The organism is Ruegeria sp. BI11 (genome assembly GCF_056538005.1).
Map to the genome: position 1 here is coordinate 507,703 of NZ_JBQFSM010000002.1, position 20,953 is coordinate 528,655.

At 59.2% G+C, this 20,953-nt stretch carries 22 protein-coding genes; 1 reads left to right on the forward strand and 21 read right to left on the reverse strand.

Annotated elements, in window-relative coordinates:
- Position 1: 1 nt before the first annotated feature.
- The 12 genes from ACR0DT_RS07320 to ACR0DT_RS07375 form a co-directional block, all read right to left on the reverse strand.
- The gene (locus ACR0DT_RS07320; RefSeq protein ID WP_480710078.1) at positions 2–418 is read right to left on the reverse strand and encodes a hypothetical protein; all 417 of its coding nucleotides are present in this window, start codon (positions 416–418) and stop codon (positions 2–4) included.
- Positions 405–1,739: a cell division protein FtsA gene (ftsA, locus tag ACR0DT_RS07325; RefSeq protein WP_480710281.1), complete on the reverse strand. Its 1,335-nt coding sequence runs from the start codon at positions 1,737–1,739 to the stop codon at positions 405–407. The genes ACR0DT_RS07320 and ftsA overlap by 14 nt, the downstream gene beginning before the upstream one ends.
- An 8-nt stretch (positions 1,740–1,747) precedes the next feature.
- Complete coding sequence (locus tag ACR0DT_RS07330; protein WP_480710079.1) at positions 1,748–2,749, reverse strand: cell division protein FtsQ/DivIB; 1,002 nt, start codon at positions 2,747–2,749, stop codon at positions 1,748–1,750.
- Positions 2,737–3,660 carry a D-alanine--D-alanine ligase gene (locus ACR0DT_RS07335; protein ID WP_480710080.1) on the reverse strand — a complete coding sequence of 308 codons (924 nt, stop codon included), beginning with the start codon at positions 3,658–3,660 and terminating at the stop codon, positions 2,737–2,739. The genes ACR0DT_RS07330 and ACR0DT_RS07335 overlap by 13 nt, the downstream gene beginning before the upstream one ends.
- Before the next feature lie 101 nt (positions 3,661–3,761).
- Positions 3,762–4,691 carry a UDP-N-acetylmuramate dehydrogenase gene (gene murB, locus ACR0DT_RS07340; RefSeq protein WP_480710081.1) on the reverse strand — a complete coding sequence of 310 codons (930 nt, stop codon included), beginning with the start codon at positions 4,689–4,691 and terminating at the stop codon, positions 3,762–3,764.
- A 53-nt stretch (positions 4,692–4,744) separates the two neighbouring features.
- Positions 4,745–5,035, reverse strand: coding sequence for a hypothetical protein (locus ACR0DT_RS07345; RefSeq protein ID WP_480710082.1), 291 nt, complete (start codon positions 5,033–5,035; stop codon positions 4,745–4,747).
- On the reverse strand, positions 5,032–5,286 hold the full coding sequence (locus ACR0DT_RS07350) for a DUF2484 family protein (protein ID WP_480710083.1): 255 nt from the start codon (positions 5,284–5,286) through the stop codon (positions 5,032–5,034). Before ACR0DT_RS07350 ends, ACR0DT_RS07345 begins: the two co-directional genes overlap by 4 nt.
- Positions 5,283–5,531 (reverse strand): DUF2484 family protein, encoded by a 249-nt coding sequence (locus ACR0DT_RS07355; protein WP_480710084.1) that lies wholly within the window; start codon positions 5,529–5,531, stop codon positions 5,283–5,285. The genes ACR0DT_RS07350 and ACR0DT_RS07355 overlap by 4 nt, the downstream gene beginning before the upstream one ends.
- 75 nt (positions 5,532–5,606) lie before the next feature.
- Positions 5,607–7,016 carry a UDP-N-acetylmuramate--L-alanine ligase gene (gene murC / locus ACR0DT_RS07360; RefSeq protein WP_480710085.1) on the reverse strand — a complete coding sequence of 470 codons (1,410 nt, stop codon included), beginning with the start codon at positions 7,014–7,016 and terminating at the stop codon, positions 5,607–5,609.
- Positions 7,013–8,110, reverse strand: coding sequence for a UDP-N-acetylglucosamine--N-acetylmuramyl-(pentapeptide) pyrophosphoryl-undecaprenol N-acetylglucosamine transferase (locus ACR0DT_RS07365; RefSeq protein ID WP_480710086.1), 1,098 nt, complete (start codon positions 8,108–8,110; stop codon positions 7,013–7,015). Before ACR0DT_RS07365 ends, murC begins: the two co-directional genes overlap by 4 nt.
- Positions 8,110–9,273 (reverse strand): putative lipid II flippase FtsW, encoded by a 1,164-nt coding sequence (gene ftsW / locus ACR0DT_RS07370; protein ID WP_480710087.1) that lies wholly within the window; start codon positions 9,271–9,273, stop codon positions 8,110–8,112. The genes ACR0DT_RS07365 and ftsW overlap by 1 nt, the downstream gene beginning before the upstream one ends.
- 200 nt (positions 9,274–9,473) lie before the next feature.
- Positions 9,474–9,809 carry a cupin domain-containing protein gene (locus ACR0DT_RS07375; RefSeq protein WP_480710088.1) on the reverse strand — a complete coding sequence of 112 codons (336 nt, stop codon included), beginning with the start codon at positions 9,807–9,809 and terminating at the stop codon, positions 9,474–9,476.
- A 182-nt stretch (positions 9,810–9,991) separates the two neighbouring features.
- On the opposite strand from ACR0DT_RS07375, the gene ACR0DT_RS07380 reads away from it, so the two are divergent.
- The gene (locus tag ACR0DT_RS07380; RefSeq protein ID WP_480710089.1) at positions 9,992–11,170 is read left to right on the forward strand and encodes a BaiN/RdsA family NAD(P)/FAD-dependent oxidoreductase; all 1,179 of its coding nucleotides are present in this window, start codon (positions 9,992–9,994) and stop codon (positions 11,168–11,170) included.
- Here the strand turns inward: ACR0DT_RS07380 and ACR0DT_RS07385 are convergent.
- From ACR0DT_RS07385 to mraZ, 9 genes are all read right to left on the reverse strand, one after another.
- Positions 11,167–11,541 (reverse strand): glycine zipper family protein, encoded by a 375-nt coding sequence (locus ACR0DT_RS07385; RefSeq protein WP_480710090.1) that lies wholly within the window; start codon positions 11,539–11,541, stop codon positions 11,167–11,169. The genes ACR0DT_RS07380 and ACR0DT_RS07385 overlap by 4 nt on opposite strands.
- A 105-nt stretch (positions 11,542–11,646) precedes the next feature.
- Positions 11,647–13,047 (reverse strand): UDP-N-acetylmuramoyl-L-alanine--D-glutamate ligase, encoded by a 1,401-nt coding sequence (gene murD / locus ACR0DT_RS07390; RefSeq protein ID WP_480710091.1) that lies wholly within the window; start codon positions 13,045–13,047, stop codon positions 11,647–11,649.
- 150 nt (positions 13,048–13,197) lie between these two features.
- Positions 13,198–14,280, reverse strand: a complete 1,083-nt coding sequence (gene mraY / locus ACR0DT_RS07395; RefSeq protein WP_480710092.1) for a phospho-N-acetylmuramoyl-pentapeptide-transferase — start codon at positions 14,278–14,280, stop codon at positions 13,198–13,200.
- 24 nt (positions 14,281–14,304) lie between these two features.
- Entirely contained in the window at positions 14,305–15,699 is a 1,395-nt protein-coding gene (locus ACR0DT_RS07400; RefSeq protein WP_480710093.1) for a UDP-N-acetylmuramoyl-tripeptide--D-alanyl-D-alanine ligase, read from the reverse strand.
- On the reverse strand, positions 15,696–17,177 hold the full coding sequence (locus tag ACR0DT_RS07405; protein WP_480710094.1) for a UDP-N-acetylmuramoyl-L-alanyl-D-glutamate--2,6-diaminopimelate ligase: 1,482 nt from the start codon (positions 17,175–17,177) through the stop codon (positions 15,696–15,698). The genes ACR0DT_RS07400 and ACR0DT_RS07405 overlap by 4 nt, the downstream gene beginning before the upstream one ends.
- A 21-nt stretch (positions 17,178–17,198) precedes the next feature.
- Positions 17,199–18,986 (reverse strand): peptidoglycan D,D-transpeptidase FtsI family protein, encoded by a 1,788-nt coding sequence (locus tag ACR0DT_RS07410; RefSeq protein ID WP_480710095.1) that lies wholly within the window; start codon positions 18,984–18,986, stop codon positions 17,199–17,201.
- On the reverse strand, positions 18,983–19,351 hold the full coding sequence (gene ftsL, locus ACR0DT_RS07415) for a cell division protein FtsL (protein WP_480710096.1): 369 nt from the start codon (positions 19,349–19,351) through the stop codon (positions 18,983–18,985). The genes ACR0DT_RS07410 and ftsL overlap by 4 nt, the downstream gene beginning before the upstream one ends.
- Positions 19,348–20,340: a 16S rRNA (cytosine(1402)-N(4))-methyltransferase RsmH gene (gene rsmH, locus ACR0DT_RS07420; protein WP_480710282.1), complete on the reverse strand. Its 993-nt coding sequence runs from the start codon at positions 20,338–20,340 to the stop codon at positions 19,348–19,350. Before rsmH ends, ftsL begins: the two co-directional genes overlap by 4 nt.
- 4 nt (positions 20,341–20,344) lie before the next feature.
- A complete protein-coding gene (gene mraZ / locus ACR0DT_RS07425; protein WP_480710097.1) occupies positions 20,345–20,848 on the reverse strand; it encodes a division/cell wall cluster transcriptional repressor MraZ in 504 nt (167 codons plus the stop codon).
- Positions 20,849–20,953: the final 105 nt, after the last annotated feature.

Genomic DNA, 20,953 nt, shown 5'->3' on the forward strand with positions numbered 1-20,953 from the left:
TTTAGCTAATTGGGGCACTTGGGCAATTCAAACCGTCCTCGGTTATGCTACGAACTTCTTGAATTTCACGTTTTTCGAAGTTGGCCAGTCGCACCATCAGGCGACCTCCGTGCTCAAAGGTCCACCAACACACCGGTACGTCATCCGGATCATCATCGTATAAAAAGCAGATCTGCCCGTTGGGCGTGGTGATCTGCCCATAGACACAGCCCCGCCCTTCCATTCGCCAGACAGACAATTTGGGGCTGAGGAATTCCTCGGTCCCCACCAGAATACCACTGGGATAGCCATGAAACGTGACGGTCTTGCCCTGAACAGCGGCCAGAAAAACCTCGGGTGTGATACGGGTCTGGGCGTGTGCGACAAACGGAATCGCGGCGATCAGCGCCGCGACCCCAATCGCCTTACCAATTGTCACGGAACCAGCGCATAGCGCGCTTGAAGGGCCGCGCGGCATAGGTGTCGACCGGGATTTCGAAATCCCACCATTCGTCCTGCGGATGTGCCGCAAACAGGCTGAGCCCTACCGCCGACGAGAACCCCGGCCCCGTCGCAGATTGAGGCAAGCCGTGAACGCGCAATGGTCGGCCCAACCGTACGCGTTGGCCCAGGATACGGGTCGCGAGGCCATCCAGCCCCATGATTTGGCTACCGCCACCGGTCAGCACGATCTGCTGGCTGGGCATATGTTCAAAGCCCGCAGCATCCAGACGCACGCGCACCTCTTCCAGAATCTCTTCGACGCGCGGACGCATGATACCGATCAGCTCGGCCCGGCTAACAGTGCGGCGGTCGTGTTCCCAATCACCGGTATCACCGCCGATGTCGATCAGGTCGCGGTCGTCAGCACCTGTCGCGTGGACGCCACCGTTAAAGGTCTTGATCCGTTCGGCCACAGCGGCGGGAACACCCAACCCCATCGAGATATCAGCGGTTACATGATCACCGCCCATACGCACGCAATCGGCATAGATCATGTGCTTTTTCATAAAGATCGACACGCTGGTCGTACCACCGCCCATGTCGATACAGGCCGCACCCAGTTCCTGCTCGTCCTCGACCAGCGCCGAAACACCCGACACATAGGCCGAGTTCGCAATCCCCGCCAACTCCAAATCGCACCGTTTGATGCAGCGCACGATGTTCTGGATGGCCACTGTATCGACGGTCAACATATGCATGTCGACCGCAAGACTCTGCCCCATCTGTCCACGCGGGTCGATCAGGCCCGACCTGTTATCCAACGCAAAGTTCACCGGCTGGGCATGCAGCACCTCGCGCCCTGCTCCATAATCGGGCACGTCGCAGGCGTTCAGCACACGGCCGACCTCGGCCTCGGACACAACCTGCCCCTCCAGATCAACCTGCGCGTCCAGACCATAGGAGCGAGGGTTCGCGCCCGAGAAACAGGCGATCACGTGATCCACCCGGATATCTGCCATCTTCTGCGCCGCTTGTAATGCGGTTCGAATGGCGCGCTCGGTTTCCTGCATGGCGGTAACTTCGCCAAACTGCACACCGCGCGACCGAGTGGTTGCAGCACCGATCACCCGAAACCCGGTTTGCCCCGCCAGAGACCCGATGCTATTATCCTCGCTCAGACGATTTACCCCATCGAACCGCAGTACAAGACAGGCAATCTTGGAGCTGCCGACGTCCAGAATGGCGACCACACCGCGTTGCATCGCCTGCCTGCGCATCTGCCGCATGGCCCGTTGGGACTGATAAAGATCGGTCATCATAGTCGTTACTGCCCGTTACCCACTGTCACTTTTGTATTCCACCAGTCTTCGCTGGCAGCTTTGGTCATTCTGATTGTCGGGCGCTGCCCAAGCCGCATGTCCACCACGGCCACGTCACGCTCCAACAGGTCCTGCACTTCGTTCACGGCAAGCACACGTTCCAACGCGCGCACCGGGCGTTCGGTTGGCAACATGATGCGTTGGCCGCGATCCAGAACCAGATCCCAGCGGCGTTCACCGATCCGTACCAAGCCACGCACCCGGCCACCTAGGCTTCGGGCGGTGGTCACCAGTTGCAAAGCCTCGGCCACATGCGCATCAGCGCCTTTGCCCGCTATAAGCGGCAGATTGGCATGTTCCTTACGCGAAGCGATGCGTTCCACATGCGCGCCGGTTTCGTCCAACAATTCGATCCCGCGACGCGTACGCCACACTATGACCGGCTGGCGTTCCTCAACATCCACTTGCAGAATGCCACCCGGGCGCACCCGGACTGAGGCAGATTTGACCGGGTCCAGCCCAGTGATCGTCTCGCGGATCTGCTCGACATCCAGATCCCAGGAACTGATCGGGAAATCCAAGGGAACCACTTCGCGGATATCTTCCGAAAGATTGGTGCCCGCGCCGTCAATGGCCATCAGATTGACCATAAACTCCGGCCTCTGCTGGATCGAGGTCTTGACGTCGGCCACATACGCCACCACCGCCTCGCGCCGCTCGGCTGAGCCGAAGTAAATCCCGGTCGCGGCGCAAATCGCAAATATCGGCAATCCAACCCGCAAACCCTGGCGCACACCTGGCGTCAGCATCCAGCGCTGCAAACGGTAATTCAGCCGCGACGGTGCCGGATCAAAGCGTTGCGATTTGCGACCGAACAGCTTGACCCCACGTAGCCGCAGCTTTGGCTCTGCTTCGGACCGTGCGCCCGAGCTAAAATCCGCATCCGGCCCGGCCAGCGGCTTTGAGCGATGGATCACCGGCGCGCGGGTGGCTCTTAGCGGTCGCATGAAGCGTCCTCCACCATCCACGCGCAAAGCTGGCCAAAGCTCATGCCGAAATGCTCGGCCTGTTCCGGCACCAGCGACGTCGGCGTCATGCCGGGCTGCGTATTGGTTTCCAGCAGAAACAGCCCGTTGGCCCCCTTGCTGTCATCCCAACGATAATCGGTGCGGCTGACCCCCTTGCACCCCAACGCATTATGGGCGCGCAAAGCGTAATCCAAGCAACGTTCAAAGATATCCTGCGGAATATCGGCAGGCAGCACATGCCACGATCCGCCCGGCTTGTACTTGGCGTCATAGTCGTACCAGCCGCCATCGGTCATGATCTCGGTCACCGTCAGGGCGCGGTCGCCCATCACGGTCACCGTCAATTCGCGACCCGCGATGTATTTCTCGACCATCACGAATTCCGGCATATCCTCGGACAGTTGCGGCGGACCGTTCGATCCTTCATGCACGATATAGATACCGACGCTGGAGCCTTCGTTATTGGGCTTGGCGACGTAAGGTGGTTCCATCACGTGAACCTCGATCACCTCGACCTTGGGCACGATTACGCTGGGAACAACTGGCAGGCCTTCGGCCTGATACACCTCTTTGCTTCGCTGCTTGTCCATCGCCAAAGCCGAGGCCAGCACGCCGGAATGCGTGTACGGAATCCGCATCCACTCCAGCAAGCCCTGTACGCAACCATCCTCGCCCCAGCGGCCATGCAAGGCGTTGAAAACCACATCTGGCTTGATATCCAAAAGGCGCGCGTAGAGGTCGGGACCTGCGTCCAGCTCTACAACTTCAAAGCCTTCTCCCCGCAGGGCGGCTGCGCATTCGCGCCCAGAGCTGAGAGACACCTCGCGTTCCGCCGAGGGGCCGCCCATCAATACCGCCACTTTGGGGTTTGTCCTGCTCGACTTACCCACCTAGCGCCTCAATGTCCCCGGACCTTATGTAGTGGTCCGTACTGTGTTATGCCTTTGATCCGTCGCCTTAAATTGCCTGTTATGGTCTGACGGTTGGGGCTTTATTCCTTCAGCGGATCACCGACCCGCATGATTTCCCATTCTAGCGTGATGCCGCTTGTTTCGTAAACCTTTTTTCGCACCTCTTCACCCAGACCTTCGAGGTCCGCAGCCGTGGCGGTGCCGGTATTGATCAGGAAATTCGAATGCTTGTGGCTCATCTGCGCCCCGCCCAGCGATGCCCCGCGCATACCGGCATCGTCGATGACTTTCCAAGCCTTGAGGTCATGCACGTCATCAGCGCGACCCGTGGACGAAAAGCCCGCCGGGTTGCGAAAGGTCGACCCGGCGCTGCGATCTTTGGTGGGCTGGGTTTCGTCACGCTTTTGCAATTGCGCCGCCATGCGCGCGTGCAGTTCAGCGGGGTCACCTGACGGACCCTCGAGTGTGGCGGAAATCAGTACCGCGCCCTCGGGCAAATCGGACTGACGATAACGGAAATTCAGATCCTCTGGGTTCAGGTCCAAGACCTCACCCTGTCGCGTTACGATGGTGGCCTTACGCAGCACATCTGCCGTGTAGCTGCCATAACACCCCGCATTCATCCGCACCGCCCCACCGATCGAGCCGGGAATGGTGCGCAGAAAAGTCAGGTCCACACCCGCATCCGCCGCCTTGCGTGCCACATGTGCGTCAAGAGCCGCTGCGCCTGCGGTAACGGTGTTGCCTTCGACCGTAATGCTGTTGAACCCTCGCCCAAGCCGGATCACCACCGCACGCAGCCCGCCATCCCGGACTATCAAGTTCGAGCCGACGCCCATCGGGAAGACCGGAACGTCCGCAGGCAGGTCGCGCAGGAAATGTTGCAGGTCCTCGATATCAGCGGGCTGGAACAAATAGTCCGCAGGTCCACCGACCCTAAGCCATGTCAGGTCGTTAAGGGATCTTTGTTCGGTAAGTTTACCCCGAACCGGAAAGGAATTCAGTGTCATCGGCCCCTTCTATATCTGACTTTCAGGGATGTCATCCAACGAACGGACAAAGATCAACGATTACTGCGAACCTCCTTTATGAAACCAACCAGTCCGCCCAAGATGGCACCTGCCAATGCAGGAAAAATCAATGACCAAGCTAAAATAAATATTAGAAAATCAGAGTCTTCTGGCGGGCCGTTGTTACTTGAGGGGAAGAGAGCCGCAACGATCACAGCTGAACCTGCAATTGCGGCAACCACGATCCAAGCAAAACCGTTTTTGGACAAAAAGTGGGTAATAGTCAAAGCAGCAAGAAACGAAACAACGGCAAGGATACAATAAATAACCAATGCAGCCGTCATTCGTAACTGCGCCCCAATCGTCGCAGCCAACGACCAAGATAAATCACAGGCCAGCGCAACACGGACATGCCTGCCGCCATCACTATCAACCCGATCCATGGCCCGTTCTGAAGCGTCACGTACCCCAAAATCGGAATACCCACAGCGATCAGGATATAGGCGCGGGTCCAGTGGTTATCTTTGCTGGGGATCATCGCAAACACGTTCGCGGCAACTCCCCAAAGCGCGGCAAGGGCGATAGACCAGTTCATTCCTGAACCTCCGCTCCGGTCCACCGGCGCCAATAATAACGGATAGGATTGCGGAACATGGATGCAAAAGCGGCGCAGGCCAGCAGCGAATACACCCAGCCATAATCATGGCCCAGCCAGACAATCAATGCAGGCGCAGAGACGAATAGCACAACCCCGGGCGGGAACTGTAAGCGCATCGGCAACATGGCCACAATTGTCGAGGCCACGACCCACAAGGTTGCGAACATTACCGAATATGCCAATTGCCCCTCCGAGGACATCACCTCTGCGATTGCGACGCCACACTCTAGAGTTGCGACGCGCGAGAGTCCATTGCCTCAGACAGCCTGTTTTTGCTGCAATCGCGCGGGCAATCCGTTGGCCCAGACGCTAATTGTACCTGCACCCAGACAGACGACCATATCCCCAGGTCGGGCCTGTTCGCGGACAAGACGTTCAAGATCGCTTTCATCCAGCAGCGCGCGGGCATGGCGGTGGCCGTGGCGGATCAGGCCCTGTACCAAATCATCGCGCGAGGCCCCTTTGATCGGGTCTTCTCCGGCGGCGAAAATGTCAGCAATGGCTACGACATCGGCGTCGTTGAAGCAGGTGCAGAAATCGTCGAACAGGTTGGACAGGCGGGAATAGCGGTGCGGCTGATGTACGGCGATCACCCGACCCTCGGTCGCCTGACGGGCAGCTTTGAGCACCGCAGCAATTTCCACAGGGTGATGCCCGTAATCGTCGATGATGGTGACCCCGTCGACCTCGCCCACCTTGGTGAACCGCCGGTTGACGCCACCGAAATTGGCCAGCGCATCGCGGATTTCCGCAGTTTTCATGCCCAAATGCCGGGCCACGGCCGCCGCAGACAGCGCGTTCGAGACGTTGTGATCACCAGGCATCGGTAGGGTGCACCCTTCGATCACGGTATCTTCGTATTGCAGGTGAATGTCGAAATGAGCGATGCCACCTTTATAAGTTAGGTTCACCGCCCGCACATCGGCCTGCGCGTTGAAACCATAGGTCCGCACGCGACGGTCAGTGATACGGCCAACCAGCGTCTGCACTTCGGCGTGATCGGTACAGCATACGGCCAGACCGTAAAATGGCAGGTTCGAGACAAACTCGTAAAAACCGTCACGCAATTTGTCGAAATCGCCCCAGTGCTCCATATGCTCGGGGTCAATATTGGTGACGATGGCAATGGTTGCGGGCAAACGATTGAACGAACCGTCGGATTCGTCGGCCTCGACCACCATCCATTCGCCCTGCCCCATCCGCGCATTCGAGCCATAGGCATGGATGATCCCGCCATTGATCACAGTCGGGTCGAAATCGCCGGCCACCATCAGTTCTGCCATCATCGTGGTCGTAGTGGTTTTGCCGTGGGTCCCTGCGATGGCGATGTTGGATTTCAGGCGCATCAGCTCGGCCAGCATATCGGCGCGTCGTACCACCGGCAGGCCGCGGGCGCGAGCCCCGTCGAGTTCCGGGTTACCCGGTTTAATCGCGGTCGACACCACCACAACGGCAGCGTTCTCCAGGTTTTCGGCGCGCTGGCCGACGAATATCTCGCCCCCCAAACTGGCCAGGCGGTCGGTAATCTTCGACGCTTTCAGGTCAGACCCCTGCACCCGGTAGCCCAGGTTCAGCAGCACTTCGGCAATGCCCGACATCCCGATCCCGCCGATCCCTACGAAATGGATCGGCCCTACGTCTTGCGGCAGTTTGGTTGCAGGATTCATGCGGTCTCCTTCTGCGCCAGTTCTTCAACAAGGTGTACCAGACGCTCGGTTGCATCCGGCGCACCGGTCGAAAGGGCGGCATGGGCCATTTTTTGCGCGGCTTCGGGGTTGGTCAGAACTGCGGTGATTTGCTCGGTCAGCGAGGAAACGTCAAGGGCGTTTTCAGGAATCATGATCGCCCCGCCCGCCTGCACCAGCCCGCGAGCATTGGCGGTTTGGTGGTCGCCTGCGGCGGCGGCAAACGGGATCAGGATCGAGGGCCGCCCGATGACCGAGATATCGGCAACGCTCGACGCCCCCGAACGCGAGATAACCAGTTGCGCATCTGACATGCGGCGGGGAACGTTGTGGAAGAACGGCTTGACCTCGGCCCGAATGCCATGATCGGCGTAGAATGCCGTCACCCGTTCGCCATCCTCGTCGCGCGCCTGATGGGCTACGCGGATATGATCACGCAAATTGTCGGGTAAGGCAGCTATCGCGCCAGGCACCACATCGCTGAGGATACGCGCGCCCTGCGAGCCCCCCATCACCAGGACGGACATTGGGTAATCACCGGGCGGAATGTAACCAGCTGCGGCGCGTTCGAGCACAGCGGCGCGGACCGGGTTGCCGGTATGGATGCCCCTTGCCCCCTCGGGTAGGTCCGTGGGCCAAATGCCACAAGCCACCTGAGACACACGGGTTGCAAACAGCTGGTTAACCCGCCCCAGAATACCGTTCTGCTCATGGATCATGCGCGGGATTTTCAGCATTGTCGCTGCGCCCAACGCCGGGATTGAGGGGTAGCCACCGAATCCCACAACCACGTCCGGTCGATCACGCATCATCTGCAGCGACATACTGGTCACGCCGCCTGCAATCTTGGGACCGACCAGCGCCTTAGCGACCAGCCCACCACGGGCGAATGTAGCCGAGGACGCCTCGACAATCTCGGTCGAATGCGGAAAACCACTGGCATACCGCGCGCCACGCCCGTCGGTGGACAGACGCACGCGCCAGCCTTTCTGCAGCATTGCCTCGGCCAGTGCCTGCGCCGGGAACATGTGGCCCCCGGTGCCGCCAGCCGCAATCAGAAGGTAGGGTTTGCTCATCAACCTCTTCCGCGCAAGATATCGCCAAGCTCGCCTTGTGGACGGGTCCGGGTGAAGGCCAGCAACATGCCAACCGCAATACCGCCCGCAATCAATGACGAACCACCATAGCTGACAAACGGCAGCGTCATGCCCTTGGCGGGCAACAGTCGCACCGCGACGCCCATGTTGATCATCGCCTGCACGCCGAACATGCAGGCCAGGCCGGTGCCTGCCAGACGGATGAACATGTCCCGTTCGCGCATCAACCGCAACAGTGAGCGTACAACGATAATCGAGTAAAGCGCGATGATGATCAGCACCAGGATCAGACCGTATTCCTCGGCCGCGACGGCGATGATGAAATCGGTATGCGCATCTGGCAGCGACCATTTCACCTGCCCTTCACCTACACCGACACCAAACAATCCGCCTTCGCGGATGGCGTTAGTGGCATAGCCCAGTTGCGTGGTCGGATCGACCTCTTGGTTCAGGAAACCGTCGATGCGGCGGGCAAAGTGTTCCGAGTTGGAATAGGCCAGCATACCGCCCAGTACGACCGCCCCGGCCATACCCAACAGCAGCAGCATCGGTGCCCCAGCCACGAAATACATCACGCCCCAGCCGAACAGGATCAAACAGGCCTGACCGAAATCAGGCTGCAACACCAGCATACCAACGATGGCCATGCACAGCGCAAACGACCATAGTCGTCCCGGAGGGCCGTTGATTTCCTGCGACGCGGCCAGCAGCCACGCGGCTACGACGATAAAGCCGGGCTTGAGAAACTCGGATGGTTGCATCGAGGCAAAGCCTAGCGAATACCAGCGCACCGCACCTTTACCGAAATCGGTGCCGAAAACCGGCAGAAAAGCCAGCGCGACAAACGCGCCAAGAAAGCCCAACACCGCCAGACGCCGCACCAATGTCGGTGACATCATCGAGGTCAGCAGCATCGCCATCAACGCCAGCCCACCAAAGATCACCTGCCGTTCGACATAGTGAAAAGGATCAAACCCGTTGCGCCCGGCCAGCGGCGGCGACGAGGCCAACCCAAGCAAAAGTCCGATGACAAACAGGATCAGCACACAGGACATGGTCCAGCGATCAATTGTCCGCCACCACTTTGGTAGAATCGGTTCTCCGCGCTGGTCCTGGACCGCGCCATACACCATCTCAGTCATGAGATACCGCCACTTACTGCCTCGTTCACGTCCCGTTTTCGGGATCTGATTGAGAGTCTACAGGCATTTTTGCGTTTGGGCTAGCGGAATGAACGCATTTGCGGAAAACGGCCTGCATGAGTCGGCGGCCGCAACAAATGGCCAAACAGGCCGCTCAAACAGCAGACAATTGACTGCGCAAGTCAGTGACAGAATTGCCGTCACTCTTTGATTGGATACCGATCCGGCTCTTCAAAAACATCGATCACGCGGGTTCCAGCCTTGATCTGCCCACCGTGTTCCACCCCGGCGGGAATCGAATAACTATCACCGGGGCGATAAGTGTTGGTGACCCCTCCGATGGTCAGCTCTACCTCACCTGCAATGACCGTTCCCCACTGTGCCCCATGCGAATGCAAAGGAAGCTCCATATCCTTGAGAAACGTAAAAAACGCCGCGAGGCCAGCATCGGATCTTATGACCGCTGTCTGCACTACATCCTCGGGGAACGGAACGTCCAACTTGGGAAACGCGGTAATAAAGCCCGGAAATTGCATCCATTTTTCCTTCTTTGAAAACGTGTTTTAAAAGGACAGCATGACAGCGAGTTGTAATGCTTTCAATCTGCATTTCTACTGGCCAATGCGCCTCAAGACCCAGTGACGCATGAAGGCATCTGTAGTGTGCTGAAACTGTGCTGGCTCTTGCCTTCCTTCGCATTCCACGCCATGCGCACCGCATGACCTATGACACGATCATCCTTGGTGCCGGTGCCGCCGGCATGATGTGCGCGACCCATTGCGGCGGGCGCGCGCTGGTGATCGACCACGCCAAAGCGCCCGGAGAGAAAATTCGCATCTCAGGCGGTGGGCGCTGCAATTTTACTAATTTGTTTGCGGGGCCCGGCAACTTCCTGTCGCAGAACCCGCATTTCTGCAAATCCGCCTTGGCGCGGTATACACAGTGGGATTTTGTCGATCTGGTCGGACGTCATCGCATCGCTTGGCACGAAAAAACGCTGGGTCAGTTGTTTTGCGACGGATCCTCGAAACAGGTCATCCAGATGCTGCTGACTGAGATGGAACGCGCCGGAACCGATTTGTGGGTGAGAACCGAGTTGAAAGACCTGCGCAAGATCGAGACCGGGTTCGCGCTGGAGGTTGACCGTGAAGGGCAACGCCTGAGCCTGACCTGCACCAATCTGGTGCTGGCCACCGGCGGCAAGTCGATCCCCAAGACGGGCGCAACTGGGCTGGCCTACGACATCGCCCGTCAGTTTGGGCTACGGATCACCGATACCCGCGCGGCGCTGGTGCCATTCACCTTCTCGGACGGGAAATTCAAGGATCTGTCCGGTGTCTCTCTACCCGCGCGTTTGTCGAACGATCGCACCAGCTTTGACGAGGCGTTGCTGTTCACCCATCGCGGCCTCAGCGGGCCATCGGTGCTGCAACTGTCTTCTTATTGGCGTGAGGGTGAAGCGATCCGGGTCAACTTGATCCCCGACCTGCCCCTATTCGACCTGCTGCGCGATCAACGGCGAAGCGGCGGCCGCAAGGCCCTGACAACCGAGCTTGCCCGCCACCTTCCAACGCGGCTGGTGGACTACCTAAGCCAGCACATCCCGATGCAGGGCAATCTGGCTGACCAGTCCGACACAGCACTCACCGACTTGATCGCGGCCCTGTCCAATTGGCAACTGACCCCTTCGGGCACCGAAGGCTATCGCACTGCCGAAGTCACACTGGGCGGTATCGACACCGATGGTCTTTCGTCAAAAACGATGGAGGCCAGGGGTGTCCCCGGCCTCTATGCAATTGGCGAAGCGGTGGATGTCACCGGTTGGTTGGGCGGCTACAACTTCCAATGGGCGTGGTCCTCGGGCCACGCCGCTGGAACTGCCATTGCGAACCGTTAGCCGACGACGTTGTAGCCACGTCCGCGCATGCAGTTGCGCACGATAACTTCTTGATTCTGGGTGTTGTTGATTGCACTTGCACCGGCTCCGACCAAAGCGCCCGCTGCTGCGGCACGACCAAGGTTGCTGCTGCTGTCCTGAATGATCGCAGTAGTTGCCGCGGCCCCGGCCGCGCCGATTGCTGCGGCACCGGCCGTGTTGCCATCGACGGTTCCTTGCGTTCTTGCCAACGCTTGACAGTTCGCCAAATCGGACTGGAAGTTCGGTCCTACCGGACCGTCGACAATTGGCACGTAGTTCGCGCCAACATTCGAGCAGGCACCGACCAACAGAATGGCGGGAAGGATCAAAGAAAACTTACGGTATGGCATAGTCATTACCTCGTGTTGAGTTTGCCCGGAGCCAAACGTAATTGTCATGGCGCGTCAAGCTGATAGCATCTTAACTTGGCCCAACCGGCGGTCTATTGCAAACGGCTAGTCTGAAAGCCTCTGCCGAACCTGTTCGGCGAAATCCTCTCCGCGTTGTTCAAAATTGTCGTACTGATCGAAACTGGCCGCTGCGGGGGCCAACAGTACAGTCTCACCCGGTTGCGCATCTGCCATGGCCTGCGCCACAGCATCCGCCATGGTGATGCAGACCTGCACCTCGACCTCGAGCTGAAGCGCGAAATTCGCGGCATCGCGCCCGATCACATAGGCTTTTTTCACCTGGTCCACCGCGCCGTTCAACGCTGAAAGACCGCCCTCTTTCTCGAGTCCCCCACAGATCCAGCGGATATTCTTAAACGCGCTCAGTGCCTTCAGCGCACTGTCCACATTGGTGGCTTTGGAGTCGTTCACATAGGTCACGCCATCCGCTTCGGCGATGATCTGGCTACGATGCGGCAAACCGGGATAGCTGTGCAGAGCATCCTCAATTACCCGCGGTGCCAACCCTAACGCGCGGCAGGCAGCATAGGCGGCACAGGCGTTCTGATGGTTGTGAGCTCCGGGCAGCCCCTTGATCCGGCGCAGATCGATGGATCCGGCCTGCCGCCCCTTGCGATATTCCGACAGGAACCCCTTGCGCGCAAAAACCTGCCAACCCGACCCGGTCAGTTTGCGCGCCACCGAAACACGGATCACCCGGTCATCCGTCGGTCCTTCGGCCAGTTGGCCTGCCAGAAACGCGCCTTCCTTTTCATCCACACCGATCACCGCGCGGTCCGGCCCACCTTCGGCAAACAATCGACGCTTGGCCGCAAAATAACCACCCATGCCGCCATGCCGGTCCAGATGATCAGGAGACAGGTTGGTGAACACCGCCACATCTGGTGTCAGGGCGCGGGCAAGATCGGTCTGATAGCTGGATAACTCCAGCACTACCACCGCCCCATCACCGCCCGGATCAATATCCAGCACCCCGCGCCCGATATTCCCGGCCAGCTGCGCCTCGCGCCCGGCTGCGGTCAGGATGTGATTGATCAAGGCCGCAGTGGTTGATTTCCCGTTCGAACCGGTCACCGCGATCACACGTGGCGGGGTGTCGTAGTTGTTCCATTCCGATCCGGCAAAGGACCGAAAGAACAGCCCAATATCGTTGTCCACCGGCACTCCGGCTTCCAGCGCTGCGGCCACAACCGGGTTCGGTTCGGGATAGAGATGCGGAATACCGGGCGACACAATCAGCGATGCAATATCGTCAAATGCCCCATGGCGGTGAAGGTCGGCGCAAGTGAACCCTTCGGCCTCAGCCGTTTCGCGCGCGGCGGGATTGTCATCCCAACAGACCGGCTCAGCCTTGCCCGCCCGCAATGCGCGCGCCGTGGCCAGACCCGATCGGCCAAGCCCCAGAACCGCAACCTTTTGCCCTGAAAACCCTTTGACCGGGATCATGTCGCCCACCTTCTTCTGACGTCCAATTGGCCGTCACACTGCGCAGAAGAAATCCCCGATGGCAAGAGAGACAAAAGGCTCGCGCATCAGCGCGAGCCGGGCCCAACAGGTGGCAGGCGGACCGCAGGTTCGCCGAACCTGGCGGGAGCGTTACCGGACCTTCAAAGTCGCCAAACCGATCATCGCCAGGATCAGCGAGATGATCCAGAACCGGATCACGATAGTCGGCTCGGCCCAGCCCTTTTTCTCATAGTGGTGATGAATCGGCGCCATCAGAAACACGCGGCGACCGGTGCGCTTGAAATAGAGCACCTGAATGATCACACTCAGCGCTTCCACAACGAAAAGCCCGCCGACAACAGCCAGAACCAGCTCGTGCTTGGTTGCCACCGCAATCGCACCCAATGCACCACCAAGGGCCAGCGAACCGGTATCACCCATGAATACGGCCGCCGGTGGAGCGTTGTACCAAAGGAACCCAAGCCCTGCGCCGAACAGCGCCGAGGTAAAGATGAAAATCTCCCCCGTGCCTGGCACATAATGCACGTCCAGATATTCGGTAAAGTCGACCCGCCCGACCGCATAGGCGATCACACCCAATGTCGACGCGGCAATCATCGCTGGCATGATCGCCAGCCCATCCAGACCATCGGTCAGGTTTACCGCGTTGGCCGCCCCCACGATCACCACAATCGCAAAGGGAATGTAGAAAATACCCAGATTGACCAGCGTATCCTTGAAGACCGGCACTGCCAGTTGGTTCTGCAAAGCTTCAGGATGATGCAGGGTTGCCCAAAGTGAGGCCAAAACCGCGATAATTACCCCCAGCGCCATCCTCGTTTTGCCGGACACACCCTTGGTGTTCTGCTTAGAGACCTTGGCATAATCATCCGCAAAACCGATGGCCGCATAAGCCAGCGTTACAAACAACACCATCCAGACATACGGGTTGTCCCAGCGCGCCCAAACCAGCGTCGAGGTCACCAGCGCACCCACGATCAGCAAACCGCCCATGGTCGGTGTTCCGGCTTTGGAAAAATGTCCCTCAGGGCCGTCATCCCGGATCGGCTGACCTTTGCCCTGCTTCCTGCGCAATACGTTGATCAGGGGCTTGCCGAAGATGAAGCCAAAGATCAAAGCGGTCAGAAAGGCTCCGCCCGCACGGAAGGTGATATAGCGGAAGAGGTTAAAGAAATCCCCCCCATCCGACAGGGCGGTTAACCAATAGAGCATGTCAAAACCTTTCTCATGCGGAGGTCACGGGTCAAGCGCGCTCCCTTGCCCCATTTTCCGCAAACCGTCAACAATCTGAGCCAGCGCCATACTCAACGAACCTTTGGCCAGAACCGTATCACCTGCCTGGATCAAATCCGGCAGTTGCCCGGCCATCTCGGCGCTTGTTTCACTCCACAACCCGCGCTTGCCCTCGGGCAACGCTTCATGCAGCGCCTTCATCAATGGGCCGATACAGTGCACCTGATCGACCTGCGCCATTGCCGCAACATCCGCCATAGCTGCATGCATAGCGACTTCCTGAGCGCCCAATTCTTTCATATCGCCCAAAAAGGCGATCCTACGCGCGCCCTGCGCTGCGGCCAGCACATCCAGCGCGGCCTCCATCGAAGTCGGATTGGCGTTATAGCTGTCGTCCAACAGCTCGATCTGCCCGCCCGTCGCCAGTGGCAGTATTTCGCGCACGCCCCGGCCCTTGACCGGAAACCATTGGCGCAGGCCATCGATGGCCTCTTCAAGACTAACGCCCAATTCGACACAAGCTGCCAGCGCCCCCAGCGCATTCATTGCAAAATGCGTACCCGCAGACTGCACGTCATAGGTGATGGCCTCATCACCCACTGCAGCACCTGCGCGGACCGAGTCGCCCCCTTGCACAACGTCGGTCAGGCCGTAATCAGATGCTTTGCGGCCAAAATCGACGATCCCTGCCCCTTGGTCCTGCGCGATTTGACGCAGAATCTCTGCGTGTTCGATATCAGCATTCACGATGGCCGCACCGCCGGGTTCGAGCCCCTCGAAGATCGCGGCTTTTTCCTGTGCGATGCCCGCAACGGATTCAAATGCCTCAAGGTGAACCGCCGCAACGGTCGTCACCAGCGCCACATGCGGTCGGGCTTGCCGGGCCAAAGGTGCAATCTCTCCGGGGTGGTTCATGCCGATCTCGATCACCGCAAATTCTGTGTCACGCGGCATCCGTGCCAACGTCAAAGGAACGCCCCAGTGATTGTTGTAGCTGGCTACGCTGGCATGGGTTTTTCCCTGCGTTTCCAATATAGTTGCCAACATTTCCTTCGTCGAGGTCTTCCCGACGCTGCCGGTGACCCCCACTACGCGCGCACTGGTCCGGGCGCGGCCCGCTTGCCCCAGCGCCTCTAGCCCGGTCTGAACATCATCGACAATCAAAAGTGGAGCGTCTTCTGAAACTCCTTCGGGCAAACGTGACACCAAGGCTGCACCCGCGCCTTTTTCCAGCGCCTGTGCCACGAAATCATGCCCGTCACGGACGTCTTTGAGTGCCACGAACAATTCGCCCGGCTGAATGGTTCTAGTGTCGATCGAAACACCGTTCACCGCCCAATCGGTGGTGGAGTGCCCTCCGGTGGCCTCTGCCGCCTCGGCTGCTGTCCAAAGCGTCATGCTACCCTCCCGTCCAGAGCCGCAACGCTGATACTGGCCTGCTCCACATCATCAAACGGCAGCACTTGATCGCCAACGATCTGCCCGGTCTCATGCCCTTTCCCGGCGATCAGCAGCGCGTCGCCGGGCTGCAGAGCATCAATGCCGCGCAAGATGGCTTCGGCCCGATCACCAACTTCGGTGGCCTCCGGCGCGCCCAGCAAAACGGCGGCGCGGATGGTTGCAGGGTCCTCGCTGCGTGGGTTGTCGTCAGTAACAAAGACGAGGTCCGCATGATCGGCGGCGGCTTTACCCATCAATGGGCGCTTGGTGGCATCCCTGTCCCCACCCGCACCAACAATTGCGATCAGACGGCCCATGACATGCGGTCGCATCGCCTTGAGCGCTGTCGCCACCGCGTCCGGAGTATGGGCATAATCGACAAATACCGCCGCGCCATTGTCGCGGGTTGCAGCCAACTGCATTCGGCCCCGAACGGTTGTCAGATGCGGCAGCGTTTCAAATACACGTTCGGGCTCTTCCCCGGCAGCGATAACCAATCCGCAGGCAAGCAGGATATTCTCGGCCTGAAACCCTCCGATCAGGTTCAGGCGGGTTTGAAGCACCTTACCCTGCCACGAAAACCGCAAATCCTGCCCGGTTGCGTCAAAGCGCTGGCCGATCAGACACAGATCGGCATCGCCCAGGCCGACGGTCAGGACTTTCTGACCGCGCGCTTCGGCGATCTTGCGAACCTCGGCACCTTTTGGATCGCTCATGTTGATCACCACGGTGCCGTCCTGCGGCAAAACTCGATCAAACAGCCCCGCCTTAGCAGAGAAATAAGCCTCAAAGGTTTCGTGATAATCCAGATGGTCTTGCGTGAAATTCGAAAACCCAGCGGCGGCCAGATGCACGCCGTCCAGACGTCGCTGTTCCAAGCCGTGCGAGGACGCCTCCATAGCCGCATGGGTCACACCGTTTTCCGCAGCCTCGGCCAAACAGCGGTGCAATGTGATCGGCTCGGGCGTAGTATGTGTTAAGGGGGCGGTCCAAGCACCCTCGACCCCTGTCGTGCCAAGATTGATGGCGGCCAGGCCAAGCTCCATCCAAATCTGACGCACAAAAGTGGCCACGGACGTTTTTCCGTTGGTCCCGGTGACGGCCACGATGTGTTGTGGTTGCGCTCCAAACCAAAGCGCGGCACATCCAGCCAGAGCCTGCCGGGGGTCTTCGACCACGATCAAAGCGGCGCTTGATACGGCCAACTCGCCTGCCGCAATTTCAGCACCTTCTGCATCCGTCAGGATCGCAGCGGCCCCCATTCGCAGGGCAAATTGGATGAACTCTCCGCCATGAACACGGCTGCCGGGAAGCGCAGCAAACAGATAGCCGTCTTTCACCTCGCGGCTGTCAACGGCCAGTCCGGTGATATCAGGATTCGCTCCGCCCCGCGCTGTCAGGGCCAGTTGGCTGAGTGTTTTCGTCCTTGTGCCCATGACCCACCTCTGCTGGACAGCCTAATTTGAGGTCAGGGTTATAGCAGCGCGCGCCTCAGGCTCAAGCCGGGGACGCAACCCCAACAACGGAGCGATCCGTCCGATCAACTCGGCGGCCACCGGAACTGCTGTCCACCCCGCCGTCCGGCGCTTTTCGCCGTAAGCAACAATCGACGGTTCGTCCAGCGTGACGATCAGCACATATTTCGGATCATAGGCCGGGAAGAACGTCGCAAAGGTCGCGATCACCTTCTCATCGTAATAACCGCCACGCGGCTTGGGTTTATCCGCCGTACCAGTTTTGCCGGCCACGTCATATCCAGCCACATCGCCAAAGCTGGCCGTGCCATCCGTCACCACACGACGCAGCATATTCTGCGCTTGTTTGGCAGCGCTCTCGGACATGACACGCGGCCCGTACTGAGCACCGTTTTTACGCAGGATAGTCGGGCTGACGTAATGCCCGCCATTGGCAATCGCCGCGTACCCAGCCGCCAGATGCATCGGGCTGGTCGACAGGCCATGGCCGTAAGAAATGGTCACCGTACTCAGCTCGCCCCATTTCTTGGGCTTGAGCGGTTCGCCGCCTGCGGCCTCGACAATTTCAAAAGGGGTTGGCTCGAACATGCCCAGCGCCTCAAGGAAATCTTGCTGACGACGCGACCCGATCTGCAAGGCCAATCGACCCGTGCCACGGTTCGAGCTGTGGACGATCACATCCGCCACGCTGATCTTGCCGTAGTTCTTGCCATTAAACTCACCAATCGGGAACCGTCCGATCCGCATCGGTCCAGAGGTATCGATGATCGTCTCCGAATTCACCAGACCCAGCTGAACTGCCTGCGCGGCAGTAAAAATTTTGAACACCGACCCCAACTCGTACACGCCTTGCACATAACGGTTGAACAATGGGCTATCCGACGGATCAAACCCCGAGGTTGGCGGGCGCGGGCGGTCATTCGGGTCGAAAGACGGCAGCGACGCGGCCGAGATGACCTCACCCGTGTGTGCGTTCATCAGCACTGCCGAGGCCCCTTTGGCGTTCATGATTTTCATACCGCCATACAGAACCTGCTCGACCGCAGCCTGAATGGTCAGATCAAGCGAAAGCTGCAGTGGCTTGTTGCCGTTGGCCGGGTCACGCAGATAGTCGTCGAATTGCTTTTCGACCCCCGCCACACCAATAACTTCCGCGGCGCTGACGCCCTCGCGTCCAAAACCCGAACCACCCAGAATATGCGCGGCCAGACGCCCGTTTGGGTACAACCGCATCTCGCGCGGGCCAAACAGAATACCCGGATCACCGATATCATGCACCGCTTGCTTTTGTTCTGGCGAGATACGCTTCTTGATCCACAAGAACTTGCGAGTGCCGGTAAAATCCTTGACCAAACGCTCTTTATCCAGATCAGGGAAGATCGCCACCAGCTGATCTGCGGCGGCGACCGGGTCGATCATCACAGGCGGCTGGGCATAGACAGAATAGGTGTCCAGATTGGTCGCCAGAATGCGCCCTTCCCGATCGACGATATTGGCACGTTGCATCGCAATCGCAGCACCGGGGGCGCTGGCCAGCGGCTCTTGCGCCTCGGACGTGGCAAGCATCCCCATTCGGATACCGACCACCAAAAAAGCACAGAAAAAGAACAGACCCAGCACAAGCAAACGCCCCTCGGCGCGAGCACGGGCACGGTCTTTCATGTCTTCGTGACGCTGACGTATATTTTCCCGCTCGATCGCCTTTGGGTTTTCCCCGCGGGCGCGGGCATCGAGAACACGGGCCAGAGGGCGCAGAGGGGTGCGGGTCATGGAATCTGCACCTCACCCAACGCCTGAGTACTGGTGATGGCCTGCAATTCAATCGGGTCGACGATGGGCAGGTCCGGGTCCTCGGCATAAGAAATCTGGTCAGCGCGTCCGAATTGTTCGGCGCGCAGCGGTAACAGGCCCATACGCTCAAAATTCAGGTCGGCCAACTCGCGCAATCGGTCGGGACGATTCAGATAGGCCCATTCCGCGTTCAAAACGGCCAGCCGAACCTGCGCCATGCCAATCTCGCGCTGAAGCTTCTGTGTTTGCTTCACCACTTGCTGGGTGCGGTAATTCTCTTGATACGCCCAAAGCGCCAGTCCGAACACGGCCAGAGCAGTCAACACATACAAAACACTCTTCATTTTGCCCTTCCCCCCAGTTGCGGCATCCCAATAGCGCGGGCATCAATTTCCCCCGCCGGCGCCTCAGTCCGTACCGCCACGCGCAGTTTGGCTGAACGCGCACGCGGATTTTCCTGCAATTCCTGCTCATCCGGTCCTACGGCCTTGCGGGTTTTGATCGTGAATTGCGGCAGTTCCTGTTCCATTTCAGGCGCGTAACGGTTGGCCCGGCCGGTCTTTCCTGCGCGGGACTGAAAGAACCGTTTGACCATCCGGTCTTCGATGGAATGGAATGTCACCACGGCCAGCTTTCCGCCCGGCTTCAATACACGTTCGGCGGCCATAAGTCCCTGAAACAGTTCCTCATATTCCGCGTTCACAGCAATCCGCAGGCCCTGAAAGCTGCGCGTTGCCGGATGTGATTGCCCCGGTTTCGGGCGCGGCAGGCAGGATTCAATAACCCCGACCAGACGCAAAGTCGTTGTGATCGGCTCTTCCGCCCGCGCTTTCACGATAGCCTTCGCGATACGGCGGCTGGCGCGTTCTTCGCCGTAATGGAACAGAATGTCGGCCAACTGCGCCTCGGTCGCCGTGTTCACCAGATCGGCGGCGCTCTCACCTTCCTGACTCATCCGCATATCCAGCGGGCCGTCCTTCATGAAGGAAAAACCACGTTCGGCCTTATCCAACTGCATGGAAGAGACGCCAAGATCCAGCACAACCCCGTCCAGCCCTTGGGCATATTCATCCATGCGGGAAAATACGCCGGACTGCATCACCAGACGGTCACCATAGCCACCCGCCCAGTCTGCCGCTATGTCAAAGGCCAGCGGGTCCCTATCGACGCCAATAACCTTGTCAGCCCCTGCCTCCAACAAGCCACGGGTATAGCCGCCCGCCCCAAACGTCCCATCCAGCCAGACACCGGACACCGGTGCCACGGCCGCCAGCAGAGGACGCAGCAAAACAGGGATATGTGGTTTATCGGAAGGGGTGTCAGCGCCGGCCATGCCGTCACGCGTCCCCGACGCCATCTAGGAACTCCAGAGGATCGAAATCCTCGGGCTGTTCGTCCAGCCATTCTTCGGCAGAGGCCAGCTCTTCGGATTCATAGGTCTCAGGCTTCCAGATCTGAAACGTATCACCCGCGGCGATAAAGAACGCCTCATTCTCAAGTCCGATCTTGGTGCGCAGCTTGGCCGGCAATACCAGACGACCGGTTTCATCCACGGTAGTCGGGAAAGACTGACCGTGGAACATGCGCTGCAGCATCTTGCGCTGCATCGAACCACGCGGCAGCGCATCGATCTTGTGATCGACCTCGTCAATCGCCTGCATTGTATAGCATTCAAGGAATTTGCGGCGGTGATCACCGTATACAATCACCAGTTCAGGGGTATCACCGGGCTGCCAGTTCGGGTCTGAAGCCTCAAGCACACGGCGAAACGAGGCCGGGATCGACACCCTGCCCTTCGTGTCCACCTTGTGGTGGCTTTCACCTCTAAACCTGCGCGCCAAGACGACTGTCCCTTTCGCTTGCGCCCCACCTAAATTTCACGTCCCCCCCGGATGAAAAACGGCGGGTTGATCTGCTGCCACTGATCAACCCGCCGCATTGACCCG

Bases quoted from the DNA above. Each gene is read 5' to 3' on its own strand.
- murC (WP_480710085.1), bottom strand. From the start codon at position 7,016: ATGAATCCTGCAACCAAACTGCCGCAAGACGTAGGGCCGATCCATTTC.
- ACR0DT_RS07365 (WP_480710086.1), bottom strand. From the start codon at position 8,110: ATGAGCAAACCCTACCTTCTGATTGCGGCTGGCGGCACCGGGGGCCAC.
- ACR0DT_RS07330 (WP_480710079.1), bottom strand. From the start codon at position 2,749: ATGCGACCGCTAAGAGCCACCCGCGCGCCGGTGATCCATCGCTCAAAG.
- murD (WP_480710091.1), bottom strand. From the start codon at position 13,047: ATGATCCCGGTCAAAGGGTTTTCAGGGCAAAAGGTTGCGGTTCTGGGG.
- ACR0DT_RS07385 (WP_480710090.1), bottom strand. From the start codon at position 11,541: ATGCCATACCGTAAGTTTTCTTTGATCCTTCCCGCCATTCTGTTGGTC.
- ACR0DT_RS07350 (WP_480710083.1), bottom strand. From the start codon at position 5,286: ATGAACTGGTCTATCGCCCTTGCCGCGCTTTGGGGAGTTGCCGCGAAC.
- ACR0DT_RS07405 (WP_480710094.1), bottom strand. From the start codon at position 17,177: ATGGGCACAAGGACGAAAACACTCAGCCAACTGGCCCTGACAGCGCGG.
- ACR0DT_RS07380 (WP_480710089.1), top strand. From the start codon at position 9,992: ATGACCTATGACACGATCATCCTTGGTGCCGGTGCCGCCGGCATGATG.
- murB (WP_480710081.1), bottom strand. From the start codon at position 4,691: ATGACACTGAATTCCTTTCCGGTTCGGGGTAAACTTACCGAACAAAGA.
- mraY (WP_480710092.1), bottom strand. From the start codon at position 14,280: ATGCTCTATTGGTTAACCGCCCTGTCGGATGGGGGGGATTTCTTTAAC.
- ftsW (WP_480710087.1), bottom strand. From the start codon at position 9,273: ATGACTGAGATGGTGTATGGCGCGGTCCAGGACCAGCGCGGAGAACCG.
- ftsL (WP_480710096.1), bottom strand. From the start codon at position 19,351: ATGAAGAGTGTTTTGTATGTGTTGACTGCTCTGGCCGTGTTCGGACTG.
- ACR0DT_RS07410 (WP_480710095.1), bottom strand. From the start codon at position 18,986: ATGACCCGCACCCCTCTGCGCCCTCTGGCCCGTGTTCTCGATGCCCGC.
- ACR0DT_RS07400 (WP_480710093.1), bottom strand. From the start codon at position 15,699: ATGACGCTTTGGACAGCAGCCGAGGCGGCAGAGGCCACCGGAGGGCAC.
- ACR0DT_RS07345 (WP_480710082.1), bottom strand. From the start codon at position 5,035: ATGACGGCTGCATTGGTTATTTATTGTATCCTTGCCGTTGTTTCGTTT.
- rsmH (WP_480710282.1), bottom strand. From the start codon at position 20,340: ATGGCCGGCGCTGACACCCCTTCCGATAAACCACATATCCCTGTTTTG.
- ACR0DT_RS07375 (WP_480710088.1), bottom strand. From the start codon at position 9,809: ATGCAATTTCCGGGCTTTATTACCGCGTTTCCCAAGTTGGACGTTCCG.
- ftsA (WP_480710281.1), bottom strand. From the start codon at position 1,739: ATGACCGATCTTTATCAGTCCCAACGGGCCATGCGGCAGATGCGCAGG.